This is a genomic window from Streptomyces sp. Tu6071, assembly GCF_000213055.1.
Lineage (GTDB): Bacteria > Actinomycetota > Actinomycetes > Streptomycetales > Streptomycetaceae > Streptomyces > Streptomyces evansiae.
This window is the reverse complement of record NZ_CM001165.1, coordinates 7,143,816-7,164,943: the sequence shown is the minus strand read 5'-3', so window position 1 is coordinate 7,164,943 and position 21,128 is coordinate 7,143,816. Positions and strand designations below refer to the sequence as shown.

16 protein-coding genes are annotated in these 21,128 nt (G+C 73.4%); 6 read left to right on the top strand and 10 right to left on the bottom strand.

Annotation, left to right across the window (positions count from 1 at the left end; translation table 11 throughout):
* Nucleotides 1–19: 19 nt before the first annotated feature.
* From STTU_RS30505 to STTU_RS30490, 4 genes are all read right to left on the bottom strand, one after another.
* A complete protein-coding gene (locus tag STTU_RS30505) occupies nt 20–877 on the bottom strand; it encodes an ATP-binding cassette domain-containing protein (protein WP_043256824.1) in 858 nt (285 codons plus the stop codon).
* Nucleotides 874–2,754 carry a dipeptide/oligopeptide/nickel ABC transporter permease/ATP-binding protein gene (locus tag STTU_RS30500; RefSeq protein WP_043256822.1) on the bottom strand — a complete coding sequence of 627 codons (1,881 nt, stop codon included), beginning with the start codon at nt 2,752–2,754 and terminating at the stop codon, nt 874–876. The genes STTU_RS30505 and STTU_RS30500 overlap by 4 nt, the downstream gene beginning before the upstream one ends.
* Nucleotides 2,751–3,692, bottom strand: a complete 942-nt coding sequence (locus tag STTU_RS30495; RefSeq protein WP_007830087.1) for an ABC transporter permease — start codon at nt 3,690–3,692, stop codon at nt 2,751–2,753. The genes STTU_RS30500 and STTU_RS30495 overlap by 4 nt, the downstream gene beginning before the upstream one ends.
* 127 nt (nt 3,693–3,819) lie before the next feature.
* The gene (locus STTU_RS30490) at nt 3,820–5,364 is read right to left on the bottom strand and encodes an ABC transporter substrate-binding protein (RefSeq protein WP_007830086.1); all 1,545 of its coding nucleotides are present in this window, start codon (nt 5,362–5,364) and stop codon (nt 3,820–3,822) included.
* A 205-nt stretch (nt 5,365–5,569) separates the two neighbouring features.
* Here STTU_RS30490 and STTU_RS30485 point away from each other — a divergent pair, with 205 nt between their 5' ends.
* Entirely contained in the window at nt 5,570–6,259 is a 690-nt protein-coding gene (locus STTU_RS30485) for a TetR/AcrR family transcriptional regulator (protein WP_043256820.1), read from the top strand.
* 25 nt (nt 6,260–6,284) lie between these two features.
* Here the strand turns inward: STTU_RS30485 and STTU_RS30480 are convergent, their stop codons facing one another.
* Nucleotides 6,285–7,184, bottom strand: a complete 900-nt coding sequence (locus STTU_RS30480) for an SGNH/GDSL hydrolase family protein (RefSeq protein WP_007830084.1) — start codon at nt 7,182–7,184, stop codon at nt 6,285–6,287.
* A 379-nt stretch (nt 7,185–7,563) separates the two neighbouring features.
* On the opposite strand from STTU_RS30480, the gene STTU_RS30475 reads away from it, so the two are divergent.
* On the top strand, nt 7,564–10,050 hold the full coding sequence (locus STTU_RS30475) for a glycoside hydrolase family 3 C-terminal domain-containing protein (RefSeq protein WP_007830082.1): 2,487 nt from the start codon (nt 7,564–7,566) through the stop codon (nt 10,048–10,050).
* Between the two features lie 167 nt (nt 10,051–10,217).
* Here STTU_RS30475 and STTU_RS30470 read toward each other — a convergent pair whose 3' ends face one another.
* The gene (locus tag STTU_RS30470) at nt 10,218–10,793 is read right to left on the bottom strand and encodes a TetR/AcrR family transcriptional regulator (protein ID WP_043257867.1); all 576 of its coding nucleotides are present in this window, start codon (nt 10,791–10,793) and stop codon (nt 10,218–10,220) included.
* A 308-nt stretch (nt 10,794–11,101) separates the two neighbouring features.
* Here STTU_RS30470 and STTU_RS30465 point away from each other — a divergent pair, with 308 nt between their 5' ends.
* On the top strand, nt 11,102–12,337 hold the full coding sequence (locus STTU_RS30465) for a glycosyltransferase 87 family protein (protein WP_007830080.1): 1,236 nt from the start codon (nt 11,102–11,104) through the stop codon (nt 12,335–12,337).
* A 52-nt stretch (nt 12,338–12,389) separates the two neighbouring features.
* On the opposite strand, the gene STTU_RS30460 is transcribed toward STTU_RS30465, so the two are convergent.
* The gene (locus STTU_RS30460) at nt 12,390–13,694 is read right to left on the bottom strand and encodes a glycoside hydrolase family 1 protein (RefSeq protein WP_043256818.1); all 1,305 of its coding nucleotides are present in this window, start codon (nt 13,692–13,694) and stop codon (nt 12,390–12,392) included.
* A 348-nt stretch (nt 13,695–14,042) separates the two neighbouring features.
* Between STTU_RS30460 and STTU_RS30455 the strand changes: the two genes are divergently transcribed.
* Nucleotides 14,043–15,608, top strand: a complete 1,566-nt coding sequence (locus tag STTU_RS30455) for a family 20 glycosylhydrolase (RefSeq protein ID WP_007830078.1) — start codon at nt 14,043–14,045, stop codon at nt 15,606–15,608.
* Between the two features lie 36 nt (nt 15,609–15,644).
* Here STTU_RS30455 and STTU_RS30450 read toward each other — a convergent pair whose 3' ends face one another.
* Entirely contained in the window at nt 15,645–16,616 is a 972-nt protein-coding gene (locus tag STTU_RS30450; protein ID WP_007830077.1) for an alpha/beta fold hydrolase, read from the bottom strand.
* A 151-nt stretch (nt 16,617–16,767) separates the two neighbouring features.
* Here STTU_RS30450 and STTU_RS30445 point away from each other — a divergent pair, with 151 nt between their 5' ends.
* Nucleotides 16,768–17,277 (top strand): hypothetical protein, encoded by a 510-nt coding sequence (locus STTU_RS30445; protein ID WP_007830076.1) that lies wholly within the window; start codon nt 16,768–16,770, stop codon nt 17,275–17,277.
* Between the two features lie 31 nt (nt 17,278–17,308).
* Here the strand turns inward: STTU_RS30445 and STTU_RS30440 are convergent, their stop codons facing one another.
* A complete protein-coding gene (locus tag STTU_RS30440; RefSeq protein WP_007830075.1) occupies nt 17,309–17,740 on the bottom strand; it encodes a hypothetical protein in 432 nt (143 codons plus the stop codon).
* A gap of 231 nt (nt 17,741–17,971) precedes the next feature.
* Between STTU_RS30440 and STTU_RS30435 the strand changes: the two genes are divergently transcribed.
* On the top strand, nt 17,972–19,057 hold the full coding sequence (locus tag STTU_RS30435; protein WP_007830074.1) for an alpha/beta fold hydrolase: 1,086 nt from the start codon (nt 17,972–17,974) through the stop codon (nt 19,055–19,057).
* 118 nt (nt 19,058–19,175) lie between these two features.
* On the opposite strand, the gene STTU_RS30430 is transcribed toward STTU_RS30435, so the two are convergent.
* Entirely contained in the window at nt 19,176–20,786 is a 1,611-nt protein-coding gene (locus STTU_RS30430; protein ID WP_007830073.1) for a tannase/feruloyl esterase family alpha/beta hydrolase, read from the bottom strand.
* Nucleotides 20,787–21,128 lie beyond the last annotated feature (342 nt).

Here is a 21,128-nt window from a genome sequence, read left to right as displayed (position 1 = left end):
GGCCGTGGTCCGGCCCCGCTCAGCCGGCCGCCGCCCTCGCGTGGGCCGCCTCCTCCCGGCGTTGTCGTTGGCGAGTGACGTCGGCGACCGGGGCCGAGAGGAGCAGGGTGCGGGTGTAGGGGTGGTCGGGGTGGCTCGTGACGCGGTCGGCGGGGCCCGTCTCGACGATCTCGCCGTGGTGGATGACGCTCACGCGGTGGCTCATGTACCGCACGACGGAGAGGTCGTGCGAGACGAAGAGGTAGGCGACGCCGGTCTGTTCCTGGAGTTCGAGGAGGAGTTCGAGGACGGCGGCCTGGGTCGTGAGGTCGAGCGCGGAGACCGGTTCGTCGCACACGACGAGGCGGGGGCGCAGCGCGAGGGCGCGGGCGATGGCCACGCGCTGGCGCTGGCCGCCGGAGAACTCCCGGGGCAGGCGTGCGGCGGCGTCGGCGGGCAGCCGCACCCGGGAGAGGAAGTCGCCGACCCGCCCGCGCGCCTCCTTGGCCCGGACGCCCTGCGCGAGGAGGGGTTCGGCGAGGGTGTCGCCGACGGTCCGTGAGGGGTTCAGGGACGTGTACGGGTCCTGGAAGATGACCTGGAGGTCGCGGCCGAGCGCGCGGCGGCGGGCGCGTTTCATGCCGTCGAGGCGTGCGCCCGCGAAGGTGATGCTGCCCGAGTCGACCGGGACGAGACCGAGCACGGCCCGTCCGATAGTCGTCTTGCCGGAACCGGATTCGCCGACGAGGCCGAGTGTCTCGCCGGGGCGGATGCCGAGCCCGACGCCCTTGAGCACCTCGGTGCGGGGGGCACGGCGGCCCTTGCCCCGGAAGGAGACGCGCAGATCGCGGACGGCGAGGAGGGTGTCGGTGCCGTCCGGCTCGTGGTGGGTGCTCATGCGGTCGCGTCCTTCGTCGCTGCGGCGGGGGTCGGCTGCCAGGGCGCTCGGGCCGGTACGTCGTCGAGCACGGCGTCGAGCAGGGCGCGCGTACAGGGGTCGCGCGGGGCGTGCAGGACCTGTTCGGCGGTCCCGGTCTCGACGAGGCGGCCCCCGCTCATCACGGCAACGCGGTCGCACAGGTCCGCGACGACTCCCAGGTTGTGGGTGACGAGGAGGATGCCGAGGCCGCGCTCCTCGCGCAGGCGGCGCAGGAGGGCGAGGATCTCGGCCTGGACGCGCACGTCGAGGGCGGTGGTCGGTTCGTCGGCGATGAGGAGCCGCGGGTCGCAGGACATGGCGCCCGCGATGAGGACGCGCTGGGCCATGCCGCCGGAGATCTCGTGCGGGTAGGCGCGGAAGGCGCGTTCGGGGTCGGGTATCCCGACGGCCCGCAACAGGTCGAGGGCGCGGGTGCGGGCCTCGGCGCGGCGGAGGCCGAGGACGGTGCGCAGGGGCTCGACGAGCTGGCTGCCGATCGTGAAGGCGGGGTCGAGATTGCTCATGGGCTCCTGCGGTACGTACGCGACGACGCTGCCGCGCAGCGCGCGGTGCCGCTTCTCGGGGAGCCCGACGATCTCGGTGCCCGCGACGGTCACGCTGCCGCGGGTGACGGTGCCGCCGTCGGGGAGGATGCCGAGGACGGAGAAGGCGGTCTGCGTCTTCCCGGAGCCGGACTCGCCGACGAGGCCGAGGATCTCGCCGGGGGCGAGGTCCAGGTCGATGCCGTGCACGACCTCCTTGGTGGTGCCGTCGGGGAGGGTGTAGGCGACGGCGAGGTCCCGGAGGGAGAGGAGGGCGCCGCGCTCGGTGGGGGCGGCGGACGGGGCGGGCTCCGGGAGCGGTGCGGTGGCCCTCTTCGTGGTGCGCCCGCCCCGGGTCGTGCCCCTGTCCTCCAGTACGTCGCGCAGCGCGGCGGCCAGCAGGACGAGGGCGCCGCTCGTGAGGCCGAGCGCGAGTCCCGGCCACAGCATGAGGACGGGGGCGCGCTGGATGTTCTTGAACGCCTCGTCGAGCATCGCGCCCCACGTCGGCGAGGAGCCGCTGCCGATGCCGAGGAATTCGAGGCCCGCCTGGAGGCCGATGGCGAGTCCGGCGACGAGGGCGAGCTGGATGATGAGGGGCGCGCGGACCACGACGAGGACGTGCCGGGCCACGATCCTGCGGTCGCCGAGCCCGGAGACCCGGGCGGCGTCCACGTACAGCTCGCCGCGTACGTCCGCGACGATGCCGCGCACGAGCCGGAAGAAGCTGGGCGCGACGAGCACGCCGAGGACGACCATGAGCACCCACACGCGGGGGCCGAGGATGGCGCGCCCGGCGAGGAGGACGACCATGGCGGGCAGCGCCATGACGAGGTTGACGAACCATCCGGCGACGGCGTCGAAGAGGCCGCCGCGGTAACCGGCGTAGAGCCCGGCAGGGACGCCGAGGACGAGGGCGATGACGAGGGAGAGCGCCGCTCCCCCGAGCGTCTCGCGACCGCCGTACAGGAGCCGGGCGAGGATGTCGCGGCCGGCCGAGTCGAGGCCGAGGGGGTGGCCCGCGCCGGGGTGGGCGAAGGCACCGCTGAGCGAGGAGGCCGAGGGGTCGGCGGAGGTGAGCAGCGGGGCGAGGAGCACCGCGAGCACGATGAGCAGGAGGAGTACGGCGGAGCCCGCGCCGAGCGGGTGGCGGGCGAGCCGGCCGGTGGTACCGGTGCGGGCACGGGGCGGTGCGACGGGCGGGTCACCGGCGGTGGGCGGCACGGGGCCGAGGACGGCGGTGACCGGGGTTGCGGTGGGGCGGGCCGGAACCGTGTCCGTGCCCCTCGCGACGGTGTGCGGGTTCTCGCTCACGCGGTCCTCGCCTTCGGGTTGAGCCAGCCGATCAGGAGGTCGACGAGGAGGTTGACGAGCACGACGCCGACGACGGTGAGCATGACGAGGGCCATGATCACGGGGATGTCGCCGCGGGTCGTGTAGGTGACGGTCATGGAGCCGATGCCGGGCAGTCCGAAGATCTGCTCGACGAGGACGGCGCCGCCGAGGAGCCCGACGAACTGCATCCCGAGGACGGAGAGCGCGGGCGCCGAGGCGTTGCGCAGGACGTGGCGCAGCACGATGCGGTGCGGCGGGAGGCCGCGGGCGCGCAGGGTGCGGACGTAGTCCTGGCGCAGGGTGTCGATGACGGCTCCGCGCACCTGTTGCGAGACACCCGCCACCGAGGCGAGGGAGAGCGAGACGACGGGGAGGGCGATGGTCGAGAGCCAGCCGCTCGGGGAGTCGCCGAAGGCGGTGTAGCCGATGGCGGGGAACCAGTTCAGCCGGACGGCGAAGAGCAGCACGATGACGAGGGTGACGAGGAAGCCGGGCAGGGCGTAGCCGACGACGCCGAGGAGTTGCACGAGGCGGTCGACCGCGCCGCGCCGGACGCCCGCCCACACGCCGAGGGCGAAGGAGGCGACCGTCGTCACGAGGGTGACGCCGAGCATGAGGCTGAGGGTCACGGGGAGCCGTCCCGCGACGGCGTCGGTGACGTTCTCGCTCGTGTACCAGGAGGTGCCGAGGTCACCGCGCAGGGCGTGGGCGAGCCAGTCGCCGTACTGGGCGAGGACCGGGCGGTCGAGGCCGAGGGCGGCGTTCTTGGCGTCGACGGCGTCCTGGGCGGCGCTCTGGCCGAGGAGCTGGCGGCCGACGTCGAGGTGCGGGACGGAGAGGAGGAGGTAGGAGAGCAGGGAGACGACGAAGAGGAGGAGGGCTCCGGCGGCGACTCTGCGGAGGAGGAAGGTCAGCATGGCACTCGCTGTCGGTGGTGCCCGCCGGGGACGCGGCGGGCGGAGGGGGCGGGGCCGGGAGGGGCGGGACGCGGGAGGGGCGCCCGCGCACGGGCGGCGGGGGGCACGACGGTCCCCGGTGCCGGGGTCACGCGGTCCTGGACGGCCGGTAGTTGTAGATCGAGGGGACCGCCATGCCGGACTGGGGCTCGGCCTTGACGCCGTCGGCGGTGACGAGGAGGTAGCTCATCCGGTAGAAGGGCACGAACCACGCCTGGTCCACGAGGTGCTGGTTGAGCCGGCGCGCGGCGGTCGTGGCCTCGGCGCCCGTGCTCCGCTGGATCTCGGGGACGAGGCGCTTGACGGTCGCGTCGGTGGAGCCGAAGAGGTTGAAGGCGCCGGGGGCGACGAGATCCTGGACGGTGATCCAGTCGGTGGCTGACTGACCGATGTTCATGACCATCGCGGAGTAGGCGCGGTCGGTGTAGATCTTCTGGACGGCGCTCGCCTGGTCGAGGCTTTCCCAGTCGAGGCGGACACCGACGGCCTTGAAGTCGCTCTGCAGCGAGGAAGCGAGGGCGTCGCCGACGATGGCGGTGAGGCGGGGCAGCTTGAGCGTGAACCCCCTCGGGTATCCCGCCTCGGCGAGGAGTTTCCGCGCCTTGGCCGGGTCGTGGGGGTAGGCGTGGTCGAGCTTCTTGTCGTAGCCGCGGGTGCCGGGGCCGAAGACCTGGTCGGTGGTCTCGCCGCGTCCGAGCCGGATCTTGTCGAGCATCGTGTCGCGGTCGATCGCGTAGTTGAGGGCCTGGCGCACCTTGGCCTCGCGCAGGGCGGGGGTGCGGGCACCGGCCCGGTCGAAGAGCAGGAGGCCCTGGAAGTCGATGGACTGCTTGCGGGTCGTGAGGCGCGGGTCGGCCTCGATCGCCGCCTGCTGGTCGGCGTCCTGGAGCAGGGCACTGTCGATCTGGCCGGTCTTCAGGCCGTTGACGACCGCCGTCTCGTTGTCGAAGACGCTCATCGACAGGGTGCGGTACGGCAGTTCCTCGCCCCAGTAGTCCTTCTTGCGGGTGTAGACGTACTTGGTGCCGAGGGCCGTACGGCTCTTGTCGAGCGTGTACGGGCCGGTGCCGTCCGGGGTCGTCTTGAGGCTGTCCCCGGTGAACTTCGCGGGGCTCGCCATGAGTCCCGCGGCGTCGCTGAGGTAGAAGAGCATCGCCGGGTCGGGGTTCGTGAGTTGGAGGGTGACGTGGTGCGCGTCGCGCACCTCGACGTCCTCGAGGACCGCGAGGGTCTTCGCGGAGGCGCCGCCGCCCTTCTTGAAGCGCGTCATGTTGGCCTTGACCGCCGCCCCGTCGAAGGGCGTGCCGTCGGCGAACTCGACGCCCTCGCGCAGGGTGAGCGCGAGCCGGGTGCGGTCGCTGCTCCAGCTCCACCGAGTGGCGAGCATCGGGTGGTAGGTGCCGTCGGGGGCGCGCCGCAGGAGCGTGTCGTAGACGGCCTGGAAGTACGGGAGCGCGCTGCCGACCGCGGCGGCGGGGTCGAGGCTCTGGGCCGCGGTGAGCGTGGCGATCCGCAGGCTGTCGGTCCCCGCGCTCGCCGAGCGGCCGACCCCCGAGCCGGCGCAGCCGGTGAGCACCAGACAGGCCGCCGCCGCACCCGCGAGGAGCGCCGTGGAGCGGGGAGTTCGTTTCATGAGGGATCTCCGTCCGGAGGGCCGGCAACGAGCGTTCCGGCGAGATTGGCGGCGAGCTTACACACAGAACTAACCACTTGGTAGGTTTCCGTCGACGGAAATCAACCAACTGGTAGGTTTCTCGCGGCGCGACGGTCCCGCGACTCCCCGGCCGGTGCGCCACGACGGCGACGCGACGCCCCGACAGGCCCAGGAGGTCCCCCCGTTGAGCGCACCCCACCCGCAGTCCGCCCCGCGCCCCAGCAAGGGCGACCGCACGCGCGCCCGCATCCTCGACGCGGCCACCGCGCTCTTCTCGCGCTCCGGCTTCCACGCCGTCTCGCTGCGCGACATCGCGGCCCACGCGGGCCTGACGCACGCCGGACTGCTGCACCACTTCCCGGGCAAGGAAGCCCTGTTGACGCAGGTGCTGAGCAGACGGGACGCGGAGGACGCCGCGCGTCTCTTCCCGCCGGACGCCTCCGGCGACCCCACGGAGCGGCTGATGCGGCTCGTGTACGTCGTCGCGCGCAACGCCCACACCCCGGGCCTCGTCGGCCTCTACGCCAAGCTGTCCGGCGAGGCGTCGGACCCCGAACACCCGGCCCACGACTACTTCGTGGAGCGGTACCGGCTGCTGCGCGAACGCACGGCGGTCCTCTTCGCGCGGCTCTTCGCCGAGCACGAGCCGCCGCTGCCCCACGACCCCGCCTCGGTCGCCCAGCAGCTGCTGGCCCTCATGGACGGGCTCCAGACCCAGTGGCTCCTGGAACCCGCCGCCGTGGACATGCAGGCGTCGGTACGCGCCTACCTGACCGAACTCGGCCTCGTGCTCCCGCCGACCCCCTGGACCGGGGAGCCCGCCCCGGGCGCCTCCCCCGCGCCCGGAGGCGCCGGGGCCCCCGGGGCGGGCTGAGGCGGTGGGACCCGCGCACTCCCGCTCAGCGGCCGAGCGCCGCGAGCACGTCGGCCGCCGCGGCGCGGTGCCCGACCTCGTTGGGGTGCAGCCCGGCCGTGGTCGCGGAGTCGGCCGGCTCGATCCACCGGGTACCGGCCGGGCGGCACAGGTCGTGGCCGACGGACGGCGCGTAGGTGTCCACGTACGCCGCGCCGTGCGCCGCGGCCCGGTCGGCGAGCATCGCGTTGAACCGCTTCTCCTTGTCCCTGATCCAGGGCGCGTCGCCGGAGGCCATCGGGACGATGTCGTGGCAGTTGCCTCCGTCGTCGGGAAGGATCACGGGGTAGCCGACGACCAGCACGCGGGCGGCGGGCGCCCGCCGGTGGATCTCGGCGAGCACGGCGTCGATCTTCGGGGCGACGCCGTCGATCCGCGCGTCGATCTCGTCCTTGCCGAGCAGGGTGAACGAGGTGCGGCACGGGTCCCCGTACGGGAGCAGCGTGCCGAGCACGGCGCACCGCCCGAGCAGGAGCGGCAGGTCGAGGTCGTTGCCGCCGATGCCGAGGGTGACGAGCGTCGTGTCCGGCGACAGCGCGTCGAGCTGGGGCGGCGCCTCGCCCTGCGGGCCCGTCATGTGACGCGTGTCGGCGCCGCCGCAGCTCACGTCGGTGAAGGAGGCGGGGGCGAGGGCGGCGGCCACGAGAGAGGGGTAGTTGACGTCGGAGCGCGCGCAGGCCGTGTCCACCTGCGTGCCGAGCTTGGGGCCGGACGTGTACGAGTCGCCGAGCGCCACGTACCGCTCGCCGCTCGTCGCCGCGTCCGGCGCCGCGTGCGCGCCGGGACCCGAGGCCACCACGGCGGCGAGCGCCAGGACGAACGCACCGGCCGCGGCCCCCGCACGGGAGCGCGGGGAGCGACAAGAATCTTTCAGTCGAGCCTTCATGACCGTTCCTCATCGACAGGCCGAAGGAGCAGGAGAGCCCGGTCACCCGCCGCGCGAGGACATTCCGTCCGGTCGGTAGGGCACCCGGGCGCGAAAACCGTAAGGCGTGCGGTTTCCGCCCGTCAATGGGCGGGAGGGGAGAAGACGGCGCAGAGCATTGTCGGGGGCCCCACCACCCTCACCCACCCTCGGCCCCTTGACACCAAAAACCGATCACCATACGTTTTTCATACTCCGCGCTCGTGCCGCCTCTCCACTCCCCCGCCCCCGCCGCCACACCGGCGGGCGGCCCCGGCACCCCGCGTCGCCGCCGCGTCGCCGCCGCGCCCCGCCGCCTCCGCCGCGCCCTCTTCCGCACCTCAACCGGCAGGTATCCCAGATGACTTCGCCCACCCGGCCCCCCGTACCCTCCGGCTCCCGCCCCGCGCCCCCGGCCGCGACCGGAGCTTCCGCACCCCTCTCCCCCACCGCCCTCCCCCTCGCCGCCAAGGCCGCGCTCACCAGCGGTGCCGGGGACTTCGTCACCGAGGGGAACGCGACAGCCGGGATCGCCGCCGTCACGCTCTCGGACGGGCCGCACGGGCTGCGCCTGCCGCGCCGGAGCGGCGACGGGGGCCAGTTGGAGCTGCGCAGCGCGAGCCCCGCGACGTGTTTCCCGCCCGCCGTCGCGCTCGGCAACTCCTGGGACCCCGCGCTCGCCCGCCGCGTCGCGGGCGCGCTCGCGGCCGAGGCCCGCGCGTACGGCGTCGGCGTGGTGCTCGGCCCCGGCATCAACCTGAAGCGCTCACCGCTCTGCGGGCGCAACTTCGAGTACTTCTCGGAGGACCCGCTGCTCTCGGCGGCGCTCGGCGGGGCGATGGTCGAAGGACTCCAGACGGCCGGTGTCGGCGCCTCGCTCAAGCACTACGCGGCGAACAACCAGGAGACCGACCGGATGCGGGTCTCGGCCGACATCGACGAGCGGCCACTGCGCGAGCTGTACCTGCGGGCCTTCGAGCGCGTCGTGCGGACGGCCCGGCCGTGGTCGGTGATGGCCGCGTACAACGCGGTCAACGGCACCCCGGTCACCGAGAACGCCCGGCTGCTGACCGAGATCCTGCGCGGGGAGTGGGGTTTCGACGGCATCGTCGTCTCCGACTGGGGCGCCGTGCGCGACCGGGTGAGCGCGCTGTGCGCCGGGCTCGACCTCCAGATGCCGGCCGTGGGCGGACGCACGGACCGGGAGGTGGTGGCGGCGGTCGAGCGGGGCCTTCTGGACGAGGCCGTCCTCGACCGCTCGGTCGCCCGGCTCGCTCTCTTCGCGCGGCGCGCGGGCGGTACGGGCGGTGCCGGAGGCGCGGGCGGTGCGGGCGGCATCGCTGGTGAGGGCGGTGCGGGAGCGAGCGCCCCGCAGGTCTCCGCGACGGACGCCGCCCACGGCTCCACCGCGAGCGCCCCGGCCCTGGCGGCCCTCGCCGAGGCCCACCACCGCCTCGCCGCCGAGGCGGCCGAGCGGTGCGTGGTGCTGCTGCGGAACGAGGGCGGCCTCCTCCCCCTCTCCCCCGCCACCGGGCGGCTCGCCGTCGTCGGCGAGCTGGCCCGTACCCCCCGTTACCAGGGCGGCGGCAGTTCGCAGGTCACCCCGACCCGGCTCGACACACCGCTCGACGCGCTGCGCGCGCGGGCGGAGGGCGCGGAGGTGGAGTTCGCCCCGGGATACGCGCTGCCCGGCACGCCCCCCGACGCGGCCGGGTCGCCCGACGCGGAAGCCCTCACCGCCGAGGCCGTCGCGCTCGCCGCCCGCGCCGACACGGTGGTCCTCTTCCTCGGGCTGCCGCTCGCCGAGGAGTCCGAGGGCTTCGACCGCACGCACCTCGACCTGCCGGGGGAACAACTGTCGCTCCTCGCGGAGTTGGCCGAGGTCAATCCGCGCGTCGTCGTGGTGCTCTCGCACGGCGGCGTCGTCCGTACCGCCCCGTGGCAGGACCGCGTCCCGGCACTGCTCGACGGCGCGCTCCTCGGTCAGGCGGGCGGCAGGGCGCTCGCCCGGGTGCTCTACGGGACGGCGAACCCCTCGGGGCGGCTCGCCGAGACCGTGCCCGTGCGCCTCGCGGACTCCCCGAGCCATCTCTCCTTCCCCGGCGAGGAGGGGCATGTCCGGTACGCAGACGGGGTGTTCGTCGGCTATCGCGGCTACGACGCGACCGGCCGCGAGGTCTCCTTCCCCTTCGGGCACGGCCTGTCCTACACGAGCTTCGCCTACCGCGCGCTGACGGTGGCGACCACCGAGGACGGGACCCTCACGGCACACGTCACCGTGGCCAACACCGGGGAGCGGCACGGGCGCGAGATCGTCCAGCTCTACAGCCGCCCGCCGCGCGGCTCCCGGGGCGCCCACCCGGTCCGCGAACTCCGCGCGTTCACCGCGGTCGACCTGGCTCCCGGCGAGGAGCGCACGGTCACTCTCGCGGTTCCCCGGGCCGAACTGGCCTTCTGGAGCGTGCGGGAGAACGGCTGGCACGTCGAGGGCGGTACCTACCGGATCGACGTGGGCGCCTCCTCGCGGGACATCCGGCTGAGCACGGAGGCGGAGATTGCCGCCGATCCCAGCGGTGTACGGCTGAACGGGAGTTCCACGCTCGGGGAATGGCTGTCCCACCCGGTGGGCTCGGCGGTGCTCCAGCGCCACATCGCCGCGGCGCGCGCCGCCTCGGGCACGTCCGGCGCGGCCACCGGGCTCACCGACCCGGCCGTCCTGCGCTTCCTCCGCGACACTCCGCTCGCGGTCATCGCCGACTTCCCGATCAGCCCCGTCGCCCCCGAGGAACTGCCCGCGCTGGCAGAAACGGTGGAGGCCGCGCTCGCGGAGGACGACGCCCGTTCCTGAGAGACTTGAGGGACGCGTACGGGCTCGGCGGGGTATGCGGGCGGCTCGGCCTCGTCCGTCGGGCGCTCGCGTGAGCCCGGCCGCGTGTGCGCGGCGACGTGTTCGGGGGGGGCGCGGGGGCCGTGTCGGCACCACCCGACGCGGACGCGCACCCGCGCGCCGACCGCTCAGACCGCGCGGGTGCCGAGGAGTGTCAGCAGGTCGTCCACGAGCTGTTCCATGTCCACGGAACGGTCGTTGAGCCACTGGAGCTGCACGCCGTCCACCGCCGCGAGGAGCAGCACGGCGAGGCGGTCGGGCGGCACGTCGGTCGTCAGCGTGCCGGCGGCGGCACGCTCGCGCACGAACTCGGTCACCTGCGCGCGCAGTTGCGCGTACCGCTCGGCGAAGAGCGCGTGAGCCGGGTGGCCGGGGTCGCTCCCGGCGGCGGCCATCGAGACGAACAGCTCGACGAGCCCCGGGGTCGCCGCGCCCTCGCGGACGATCGCGAGGAAGCGCTCCCGGGCGGGGCGCTCCGCGTGTCGCTCGCGCGCGGAGGTGTCCCGCATCCGCAGGACCTGGGTGAGAAGGTCCTCCTTGGACGCGAAGTAGTGCATCAGGCCGGGCAGGCTCAGTTCGCACCTCGCCGCGACCTTGCGCAGCGACGTGCCCCGGTACCCCTCGGCGGCGAAGACGTCCAGCGCCACGCGCAGGATCTCGGCGCGCTTGGCCTCGCCCTTCTCGTACGGGCCTCTCTTCGGCATGCCGAGCAGCCTAACGCGCGGGGCGGAGCCGACCGCGAGGACCACCCCGCCCTCGGAGTCGTCTCGCGATGTCATGCGCACATCCGAGGGGCGGGCTGGAGCCGTGGCGGCGGGAGTTCACGGTCCGCCCGTAGCTGGCCGGCCAAAAAGGCTGGTGGGCGTAACCAGCGTGCCGCAGGGGGCAGTTGCGTGTCGTGTGAAGAAAAACAACGAGACGTCGAGGGCACTGACGGCCACCTCAGCAGTCGTTACAGTGGGCGCGCGCGTTTCACCGTTGGGGCAGTGTTCCCGGAACGGAGTAATCGGACATGAGTGCCGTCGAAACAGGCCGTCGTGAGCCGGCTGGGCATGACGAGGATGTTCGCGGCACCGCGATCTGGTGGGTGTTACTGGCGCTGCTCGCCGCGGGTGTCGCCGTGACGCTGGTTCTCGTCTTCGGGACGGGGCTGTCCGGCGCGGACATCGCGGTTTACCGCGGTGGGGGCAGGACGCTGCTCGACGGTGACTCGCTCTACGACTACGCCAGCTCGAACTCTCTCGGGTTCACCTATCCGCCGTTCATGGCGTTGCTGTTCATGCCGCTCGGCCTGGTGTCGATGGACGTCGCCACTGTCGTGTGGGCCGTGCTGTCCGTGGCCGCGCTCGAGGCGGTGCTCTGGATCGTGCTCGGTGCCGCCGGCGTCTCCCGCCGGAACCGGCTGAAGCTGGTCTTCTTCGGGACGCTCGCCGCCCTGACACTGGCGCCCGTCTCGGCGAACTCGTGGACCGGGCAGATCAACAACTTCCTCATGCTGTTCGTCGTCGCCGACCTGGTGCTCGCGAAGGGACGGTGGCGTGGTGTCGGCATCGGGATCGCGGCCGGGATCAAGCTGACGCCCCTGATCTTCATTCCCTACCTCCTCATGACCCGCCAGCTCCGTGCCGCCCTCACCGCGGCCGCGAGCTTCGCCGGAACGGTGCTTGTCGGGTTCGTGTTTCTGCCCGGCGATTCCTCGCGGTACTGGTTCGACGCGTTCCTCGACATCAAACGCGTGATCGTCTTCGAGGAGGCATGGGGCTTCAACCAGTCCATGCTGGCTGTGCTCAGGCGGCTGCCCGGCGGCGCGGAGCACCTGTGGCTCCCCCTCGCCGTGATCGTGGGAATCGGCGGCCTGCTCGTCGCCGCCTGGGCCACCCGGCGCGGGCACGAACTGGCAGGCATCCTGGCCTGCGCCCTCACCGGTCTGATCATCTCGCCGGTGTCCTGGCCGTTTCACTGGGTGTGGTTCGCTCCGCTGCTGGTGCTGTGCACCGTGCGGGCCTGGCGCAGTGGGCTCGTGACCGAACGGATAGGTGTCGTACTGCTCTGGCTGGCTCTCGCCGCGACGTCGTACTGGACGTTCATGACGTTCTTCGACCAGCCGATTCCTGCCGCCCCGAACGTGGGGTTCGGCAACCTGTTCGTACCGGTCAGCCTGGTGGTGCTGGCCGCCCTGGCGGTGTACCTCAGAAATGAGACCAGCGGTGATGCTCGCCCGCGCTGGAGTCGAGGCACTGGCCTGTGATGACGCCGGCCAGGGCCATGATCCACCAGCCAAGATCAGTTGAAGAGACGGCCTAGCGCACTCCCGTACGGGTGGCCCCGGCCCCCTCCCGGCCCCCGTCCCCGAGCGCGCCCTCTCCCGTCGCCTCCGTCTCCGGCGGCAGGCAGCCCGCACGCGCCAGGCCGCCGAGCCATCGCGCCGATTCCTTCGGGGTCCGCGCGAAGGTCTCCGGGTCGACCGCGATCAATCCGAAGGTCGGCCCGTAGGAACCCCACTCGTAGTTGTCGAGCGCGCTCCAGTGCAGGTAGCCGCGCACGTCGCAGCCCTCGCGCAGAGTGGCGGCGAGACCTCGCAGCGCCTCCGTCGTGTACGCGAGGCGTCGGGCGTCGTCGGCGGTGGCGATGCCGTTCTCGGTGACGAGGACGGGCACGTCCGGGCCGGTCACGGCGATGGTGTGCCGGATCGCGGCGGCGAGGGCCGCCGGGTGGTACTCCCAGCCGGTCTGCGTCGTCTCCGCGCCCTCGGGCACGGGCAGCGGGCCCTCCGCGCCGACACGGGTGCGCGTGTACGACTGCACCCCGACCCAGTCGTCGCCGCGCGCCGCTTCGAGGAAGACGTCCTCGCGCGGGTACGCGTGCGCCGCCGCGACCTCCTCGGCGCCGGGTTCGGCCTCGTACACCTGGTTCGCGACGGTCCAGCCGACGAGGAGGTCCGGACGGGCCTCCTTGAGCACCCGTCGGGCGGCGGCGTGCGCGGCGATCAGCGCGCGGGTCACGGCCGCGTCGGGCAGCGCCCGCGCGCCGAGCGCGGCGGCTCCCTCCATGCCGCCGCCGGACCCCTCCGCGCGGGCGGTGGCGAGGAGGGTGTGCATGAGCGCGATCATGTTCGGCTCGTTGATCGTGGCGACGTACCGGACGCCCTCGGTGAGGACCGGCAGCACGGTGCGCGCGTATGCGGCGAACACCTCCGGCGCGTCGGGCGCCGTCCAGCCGCCGCGTTCGGTGAACCAGCGCGGGTTGGTGAAGTGGTGCAGCGTGACGACGGGCCGGAGACCGCGGGCGAGCGCGCCGCGCACCATGTCCCGGTAGTGGGCGAGCGCGGCGCGCGAGACGTGGCCCCGTTCCGGTTCGATCCGCGCCCACTCGATGCTGAACCGGTAGGCGTTGAAGCCCAGTTCGGCAAGCAGGTCCATGTCCTCGGGCCAGCGGTGCCAGCTGTCGGCCGCGTCCCCGCTCGGTTGCGGCAGGAAGGTGCCGGGCCGGTGCTCCAGGGCCCACCAGTCACTCGCGTGGTTGTTGCCCTCGGTCTGGTGCGCGGAGGTGGAGGCGCCGAAGAGGAAGTCCTCGGGGAGCGCGGTACCGGCGGTTGTACGGGACATGCGGGTCGCCCTTCTGCCGTGGTGGCCGGACGGGGGACCGCGGAGCGCGGCGGCACCGCGCTCCGCGGTCCCGCACACGTGCTCCGCGACCTGGAGCCGCCGGCGTCTTGAAAAACGTTCACTGATCGGTTTTGGTGTGAGCGTACACGCGCGGATGCCGGGCGAGGAGAGCGCCGACACCGCTTTCACCGTCCGCGATCCCGTCCGCCACCCGCCTTCGTCGTCCCGGAGCACGTCATGACCCTTGCCCGCCCGGACCACACGCCCGCCCCCACAAGCCACCATCCGCACCCCCTCGTCCCGCGCCCCACCGGTCCGGCGCGCGCGCTGCCGGGCCCTCCGCTGCCGGTGGGCGGCCGGTGGCGGCTGCGGGCCGAGGACCCCGCGCTCGCGGAGGTGGCGCGTACCGTGCACACGCTCCTCGCCCCGCACCTCGGGACACGGTTGCTGCCCCTCGGCGACGAGGACGGCGCCACGGCGCTCGGCGACGACGGCGGGACGCGGGACCTCACGCTCGCGCTCCGCACGGACGAGAGCCCGTACGGGCCGGTCGCGCGGGGCGTGTCCCCTGCGGGGCTCGACGTGCCCGCCGACGAGTCGTACCGCCTGACGGTCGACGCCACGGGGCTCCACTGCCGGGCGACGACGCCCGAAGGGCTCTTCCGCGCGGCGGCAAGCGCGCTCCAGCTCCTCGCGACGGCGGCGCACTCCCCCGGGCAAACCCTCCCCGCCCAGGAGTTCACGGACGCGCCGCACTTCGCCTGGCGCGGGCTGCTGATCGACCCGGCGCGCGGCTTCCTGCGCCCGGCCGAGGTGCGGCAGCTCATCGACCTGGCCGCGCTGTACAAGCTCAACGTCGTCCATCTGCACCTCACCGACAACGAGGGCTGGCGCATCGAACTGCCGGGGCTCCCCCGGCTGACCGCCGGGGAGGCGCCCTTCTACACGGCGGACGAGTACGGGGAGCTGCAGCGGTACGCCGCCGCGCGCTTCGTGACCCTCGTCCCGGAGATCGACCTGCCCGGACACTGTGCCGCGCTGCGCGCCGCCGTCCCCGGCCTGCCGGCCGCCCCCTGCCCGGAAGGGCTCGCCGGTCGCTTCCCGTTCGTACCGCCGCTCGACCTGGCGGACCCCGGCACGCGCGCTCTCGTGGAGGAGATTTTCGCCGGGGTGTGCGCGCTCACGGAAGGCCCGTACGTGCACATCGGCGCGGACGAGGCGGTCGGGATGACCGGGGAGAGCTTCGCCGTCGCCGTACGGGCCCTGCGCGCCGCCGTCCGCGCGCACGGCAAACGCCCCCTCGGCTGGCAGGAGTCGAGCCGCGCGGGCACCACCCCGGACGACCTCGCCCAGTTCTGGGTGGACGTGCCGATGATGGAACTGCCGGGCAGCCAGGAGGAACTGGAGGCCCGCCCCGAACTCCTGCGGCACGGCTGGACCCTGGAGCTGGCGCAGGCCATGGGCCGCTTCTTCGCCCCGGCCGACGGGGACCTGGGGCGCATCCTCGCGGGCGGCGGGAAGGTGCTGCTCTCCCCGCAGTCCCACCTCTATCTCGACCGCGCCTACGACATCGCGATCGTTCCGCCCGCGCAGGCGGCCGACGCCTCCCGCCTCGGCTTCCCCTCCTACCGGCACCGCGACGTGGCCTACACGGCGGCATGGGAACCGCACACGCACGGCGTGCCGCCCGAGCGGATCGCGGGGGTGGAGGCCACCGTCTTCGGGGAGTCGGTCACGAGCCTGGCCGACGTGGTCCTCCTCCTGCTGCCCCGGCTCCCCGCCGCCGCCGAGACCGCCTGGTGCGGTGGCCCGTCCCCGTGGGAGGAGTACCGCGCTCGTCTCGCCCCGCACACCCACGTGTGGCGCGCCCGCGACCTGGCGCACCTGGCGACGACGGAGGTCGCGTGGGAGTGAGCGGCGTCCCGCGATCCGCCGCGACGGTCCGTCCGCTCACGTCCTGCCCAGGGCGTCCGCCTCGATGACGGCCTCGGTGAAGGCCTCCGGGCGTTCCTGGGGCACGTTGTGCCCGGCTCCCGGGATCACGTGGTGGTTCCAGGGGCCGGTGAAGTGGGCCGCGTAGCCGCTCCCGTCGGTCCAGGGGGTGACGCCGTCCGCCTCGCCGTCGAGCGTCACCGCGGGGACGACGATCCGGGGCTGCTCGCGCAGAAGCGCCTCCCACTCCGCGTACGCGGGTGCGCCGGGCGCGGCGTCGAGGCGGTGCCGGTAGCCGTGGATGACGACGTCCACGTAATCGGGGTTGTCCCACAGCTCGGCCGCCCGTGCGAACTCTGCCTCGGTGAAGTGCCATTGGGGCGAGTTGCGCTGCCACACGACGCGGGCGAGTCCCGCGCGATCGCGGGTCAGCCCCTTCCGGCCGCGTTCGGTGAGGAAGTAGAAGAAGTACCAGTAGCCGGATTCGATCGAGGGGGGAAGGGGCTCCCGCGCCACGGCGAGGTTCTGGATCAGATAGCCGTTGACGGAGACGAGACCCGCGCAGCGCTCCGGCCACAGCGCCGCCGCGACATCGGCGGCGCGACCGCCCCAGTCGTACCCGGCGAACAGGGCGCGCGGGACGCGGAGCGCGTCCAGGAAGGCGAGGAGGTCGGCGCCCAGCGCGGCCTGCTGGCCCGAGCGGGGGGTGCGCGCGTGGCGGAAACGTGTCTCGCCGTGGCCACGCAGGTAGGGCACGTAGCAGCGGTACCCGCGCCGGGCGAGGGCGGGCGCCACCGCACCGTACGAGCCGACCGGGTCGAACGGCCAGCCGTGCAGCAGCACGACGGGCGTGCCGTGCGCGGGGCCGATGTCGTGGTAGGCGATGTCGAGTGCGTCGGTCCGTACGTGCCGGAGGGGTCCGAGCCCTCCGTCCGGCGCACCGCCGGTCGAGCCCTTCGCCGTCCGTGCGTTCCCTCGTCCACCGTTCACGCGGTTCCTCCCGTTCGTTCCGTGCGACGTGCGGCGTCGTGCCGGTCATACGTGTCGTGGTCGCGCGGGCCCGCGCGGTGCGCGTCGGCTTCGCGGCACCTGTCCCGCCGTACCATGCGTGGCATCCGTCCGATGTGAGGAGTGCGTGCCTGTGTCCAGCCAGTCAGCCGCCACGATCCGTTCGCGGTACGTCGAGCAGGCCGCGTCGGACCTGGAGGAGAACCGTCGCCGTCAGCAGCAACTGACGGAGGAGATGAGGGTGTTGAAGCAGGAGGAAGCGCTCCTGACCGACATCCTGAGCCTCACGGAGCGCTTCGCGCCGACCCCGCCCGCACAGAAGCGGGAGGAGAAGGCCGCCGGGGGCTCCGGGCGAAGGAGCCGGGGTGCGGGCGGCCGTGACGGCGAGGACGTCAAGCCCGCGAGGGGGAAGTCACCCTCTCCACTGCTGGGCGACCTGCTGGCGGAACTGCTCGGCGCCTCGACGGAGCCGCGTGCGGCGAAGGACCTGCGCGCGGAGCTGATGGCGAAGCACCCGGAGCGGACGCCGACGCCGCAGGTCGTGCGGAACACGCTGGAGTCCCTGGTGGCCAAGGGCAGGCTCCGCCGCCACAAGGAGCGGCGTTCGGTGCTGTACACACTCGTCCCTTCGCGGACGCGCTGAGGCTTCGCCCCCGGGCCGAGGCCGCGCCCCCTCAGGCCGCCGTGCGCAGAGGGCCCGCGAAGGACTTGCGGAGCGAGGAGGGGCCGACGAGGGGGAGCAGGGCGGCGAGGAGTTTCCCCTTGGTGGTGGCGGGGGTGCGGGTCAGTTCCACGTCTATGCGGGAGCCCGCACCCTGTGGGGTCATCCGGAAGGTCCAGCCGCCGCCCGCGCCGAAGAGCTTCGAGTCCAGCGTGGTGATCGTGACGCGTGCCGTGTCCGCGTCCCACTCGTAGCGTGCGCGTTCCCAGGCGGCGGCGGTGCCTTCGGTGACCTCCGCCCAGTTCGCGCCCCGGGCGTGGACCACGAAGTGCCCGGCGTCGATCGACGGCCACTCCCGGGGCCGGGAGGGCCCGAAGTCGGTGAGCACGGCGAGGGCCTGCGAGGGCGCGAGGGCCGAGTCGAGGTGGAAGCGGACGACGGCCATGGAAGATCCCCCAGGTGCTGTGTGAACCGGTCGCGAGTAACCGGTTCGACTGGTGATGACTCTGACACGTGCGCGATAACCAGTCAAGACGGTTACTTCGGCGAGTCACGTACACATTGAGGACCCCTTCACGCCTGCACATCACTTCCTTGACTGGTTATCAGGTGCGGCGGATGATGAGGCGCCGGTACACGGACGTGTCCACGGCTGGAGACGCGCGAAGGGAATCTCATGCTCGACAGGCGTACCTTCCACAAAACGATCGGTCTCGGGACCGGAGCCGCCGCGGCTTCGCTGGCCGGGCTCCCCGGCGTCGCGCGGGCCGCGACCGGCGGCACCCCGGCCGACCGCTTCGGGCACACCGCAGGGAGGGCGCCCGTGATCCCGGACCTCGCTCCCGGCGCCCACACCTCCTTCCCGCGGCTGAAGCGGATCGGGGCCGGGGTGCTGGACATCGGGTACGCGGAACTCGGCCCGGCGCACGGCCCCGTCGTCGTGTGCCTGCACGGCTGGCCGTACGACATCCACTCCTACGTCGACGTGGCCCCGCTCCTCGCCGACGCGGGCTACCGGGTGCTCGTCCCGTACCTGCGCGGCCACGGCACGACACGCTTCCGCTCGGCCCGCACCGTCCGCAACGCCCAGCAGGCCGCCGTCGCCCTCGACATCCTCGCCTTCCTCGACGCGCTGCGGATCGACCGCGCCGTCCTCGCGGGCTTCGACTGGGGCTCGCGCACGGCCGCCATCGTCGCGGCGCTGTGGCCCGAGCGGGTCAAGGCCCTCGTCGCGGTGAGCGGTTACCTCGTGACCGACCGGGCGAGGCAGCGCGACCCCCTGCCGCCCGCCGCCGAACGGCCGTGGTGGTACCAGTACTACTTCGCGACGGAGCGAGGCGCGAAGGCGATGGAGAACAAGGACTACCGGCAGCAGCTCACGCGGCTCGTGTGGGACGAGGTCTCGCCAACCTGGGACTTCGACGACGCGACGTTCGCCCGCACCTCGGCGGCCTTCGAGAACCCCGACTACGCGGCGATCGTCGTCCACAACTACCGCTGGCGGCTGGGTCTCGCCGGGGGCGAGCGCGGCTACGACCGCTACGAGGACCGGCTCGCCACCGGGCCCGTCGTCACCGTCCCCGCCCTCACGCTCGACGCGGACCGCGACCCGTTCACCGCGAACAACGGGGACGGCAGCGGCTACCGCGACAAGTTCACCGGGCCCTACGCGCACCGGCTCCTCACCGGCATCGGCCACAACGTGCCGCAGGAGGCGCCGACCGCCTTCGCCCAGGCGGTCGTGGACGTCGACCACTTCTGAGCACGGACACACGTGTGAGGAGAAGGACCGGCCGCCCCTCCCCGGGGCGGCCGGTCCTTCTCCTCACGTCCGGTGGCGCGACCGTGTCCCGGGCGGGCACAGCACGCACGTCCGTTGTTCAGCGGCGCGGCAGGACGCAGCGGAAGCTGCTCGCCTCGTCGACGTCGCCGTGGCCGGTGTAGCGCGAGACGCGCGGGTAGCGGCACAGGTCGCGCGTGACGGTGCGTCCGTCCGCGCGGGTCACCGCGGCGGGCAGGGTGTCCGGGGCCTTGCCGTGCTCGACCCAGTCCACGAGGGCGCCGAGCGGATCGGTCGGCGCGGCGCCCGTGTTCCCGGGCCCGGCGCAGTGGTCGGTCCCGGGGGCGAGGAAGAGCCGGTAGAAGTCGTCGACGCGCCCCGCGCCGCCCATCCGGTCCTCGACGCGGTCGCGGTAGGCCGCTGTCCCCGCCGCCGGGATGTACTGGTCGGCGAGTCCCTGCCAGCTCAGGAGCTTGCCGCCGGAGCGGCGGAAGCCGGAGAGATCGGGGTCGTCGGTGCCGATGACGCCGCCGAACTCCGCGCGCGACTGCCGGAACGCCTTCTCGAACTCGGTGTAGGAGAGCTTCGTCGCGTCCTCGGCGGGGTGCTTGCGCACGAAGGTGGTGACCCAGGCGGCGGGTACGGGGAACGGCTGCGCGATGCCGTCCTCGACGCCCGCGAGCGCGCTGAGGTCGGCGCCGACCGGTGTGCCGTACCAGAGCTTCGTGCCGCGCCCGGAGCGCGGACCGTCCCAGATCTCGCGCACGACGGCCGCGTCGGCGGCGGTGATCGTCGTCGGGACGCCGTCGCAGTCGATGCGCGTGCCGATGAGGCGGCGGGGGTCGTAGTCGCAGGCGGCGGGGTCGCCGATGACGCCGTCCTTCGCGCCGTCCGTCGGGTCGCAGGCGGTGACGGCCGCCGCCGTGAAGGCGTCGAACTCACACTTCGTGGGATACGTGTGGGACTGCGCCATGACCACTTGCGGCCAGAGCGTCGCGACCTCGAAGGCGTCCCAGCTGATCGCGGGCGCGTGGGCGGCGATGCCGTCGTAGTCGTCCGGGTGGCGCTGGGCCTCCATGTAGCCCTGCCGGCCGCCCGTCGAGCAGCCGTTGAAGTAGGCGTGGGCGACAGGACGTCCGTAGGCGCCGCTGACGACCTGTTTGGCGAGGACGGCGGTCTCGTGCTCGGAGCGCGAGGCGAAGTTCTCCAGCAGGGGCCTGTTGATCGCGCCCTTGGCGGTCAGGGCCCAAGAGACGTCGGTGTACGTGGAGACACCGGCGTCGGTCGTGGCGGCGGCGTAGCCGCCCTGGACGGCGGCGGCGAGCTGACCGCCGTAGTCGCCGGCGGCGTAGGCGCTGCCGCCGACGGTCTGGAGGCGGCCGTTCCAGCCGCTCGCGGGCAGCCACACCTGGATGCGGGCGTGATCGTCCGCGCCGGGGTGGGTGAGGGTCACCGTGACCTCGCAGCGGGCGGGCACGCCGGGCACGGTGTAGCCGTCCTGCGGCGGGATCGGCGGGACGACGACGTCCCCGGCCGCGACGCTCTCCGCGGTCACGGACTCGACGCGGGTCCCGGCGGGCGCGCGCAGTGGCGGGGCCGCGCAGCGGGGTGCCGCGGCTCCGGGCGGGGTGGCCGCCGACGCGGGCGGGAGGTAAACGGCCGCGGTCAGCGGGAGGACCGTCGCGAGGACGGCCAGGATGCGTTTCATCATGTGTCTTCCGGTCGGGTGGGGAGATACTTGCACGCACCTCATTACCCGTCAAGACGGTTACTTTTGAGGAGCGTTGCTGAGCTGGTCACTCCACTCGTGTCTGGGGAAGCGAGCATCCGGACGGGAATGGACACACGTGTGCGAGGGTCATGCCCACGACGGGCGGGCGCACAAAGGACTTGCCCGCGAAGGACGAGGACGCCGCGAAGGCGCGCGAGAGGGCACGTACGAAGGGACGTGGGCGCCGTACCGGGGAGACTGGCGCGTGCACGGGCGATGCGGGGCGCCCAGCGGTCGACGCCCTCGCGCGGGGCGCTCTACGGGCGCGGGAAACAGGCGACC

Bases quoted from the DNA above. Each gene is read 5' to 3' on its own strand.
- STTU_RS30505 (WP_043256824.1), bottom strand. From the start codon at position 877: ATGAGCACCCACCACGAGCCGGACGGCACCGACACCCTCCTCGCCGTC.
- STTU_RS30495 (WP_007830087.1), bottom strand. From the start codon at position 3,692: ATGCTGACCTTCCTCCTCCGCAGAGTCGCCGCCGGAGCCCTCCTCCTC.
- STTU_RS30490 (WP_007830086.1), bottom strand. From the start codon at position 5,364: ATGAAACGAACTCCCCGCTCCACGGCGCTCCTCGCGGGTGCGGCGGCG.
- STTU_RS30480 (WP_007830084.1), bottom strand. From the start codon at position 7,184: ATGAAGGCTCGACTGAAAGATTCTTGTCGCTCCCCGCGCTCCCGTGCG.
- STTU_RS30475 (WP_007830082.1), top strand. From the start codon at position 7,564: ATGACTTCGCCCACCCGGCCCCCCGTACCCTCCGGCTCCCGCCCCGCG.
- STTU_RS30470 (WP_043257867.1), bottom strand. From the start codon at position 10,793: ATGCCGAAGAGAGGCCCGTACGAGAAGGGCGAGGCCAAGCGCGCCGAG.
- STTU_RS30465 (WP_007830080.1), top strand. From the start codon at position 11,102: ATGAGTGCCGTCGAAACAGGCCGTCGTGAGCCGGCTGGGCATGACGAG.
- STTU_RS30460 (WP_043256818.1), bottom strand. From the start codon at position 13,694: ATGTCCCGTACAACCGCCGGTACCGCGCTCCCCGAGGACTTCCTCTTC.
- STTU_RS30440 (WP_007830075.1), bottom strand. From the start codon at position 17,740: ATGGCCGTCGTCCGCTTCCACCTCGACTCGGCCCTCGCGCCCTCGCAG.
- STTU_RS30435 (WP_007830074.1), top strand. From the start codon at position 17,972: ATGCTCGACAGGCGTACCTTCCACAAAACGATCGGTCTCGGGACCGGA.
- STTU_RS30430 (WP_007830073.1), bottom strand. From the start codon at position 20,786: ATGATGAAACGCATCCTGGCCGTCCTCGCGACGGTCCTCCCGCTGACC.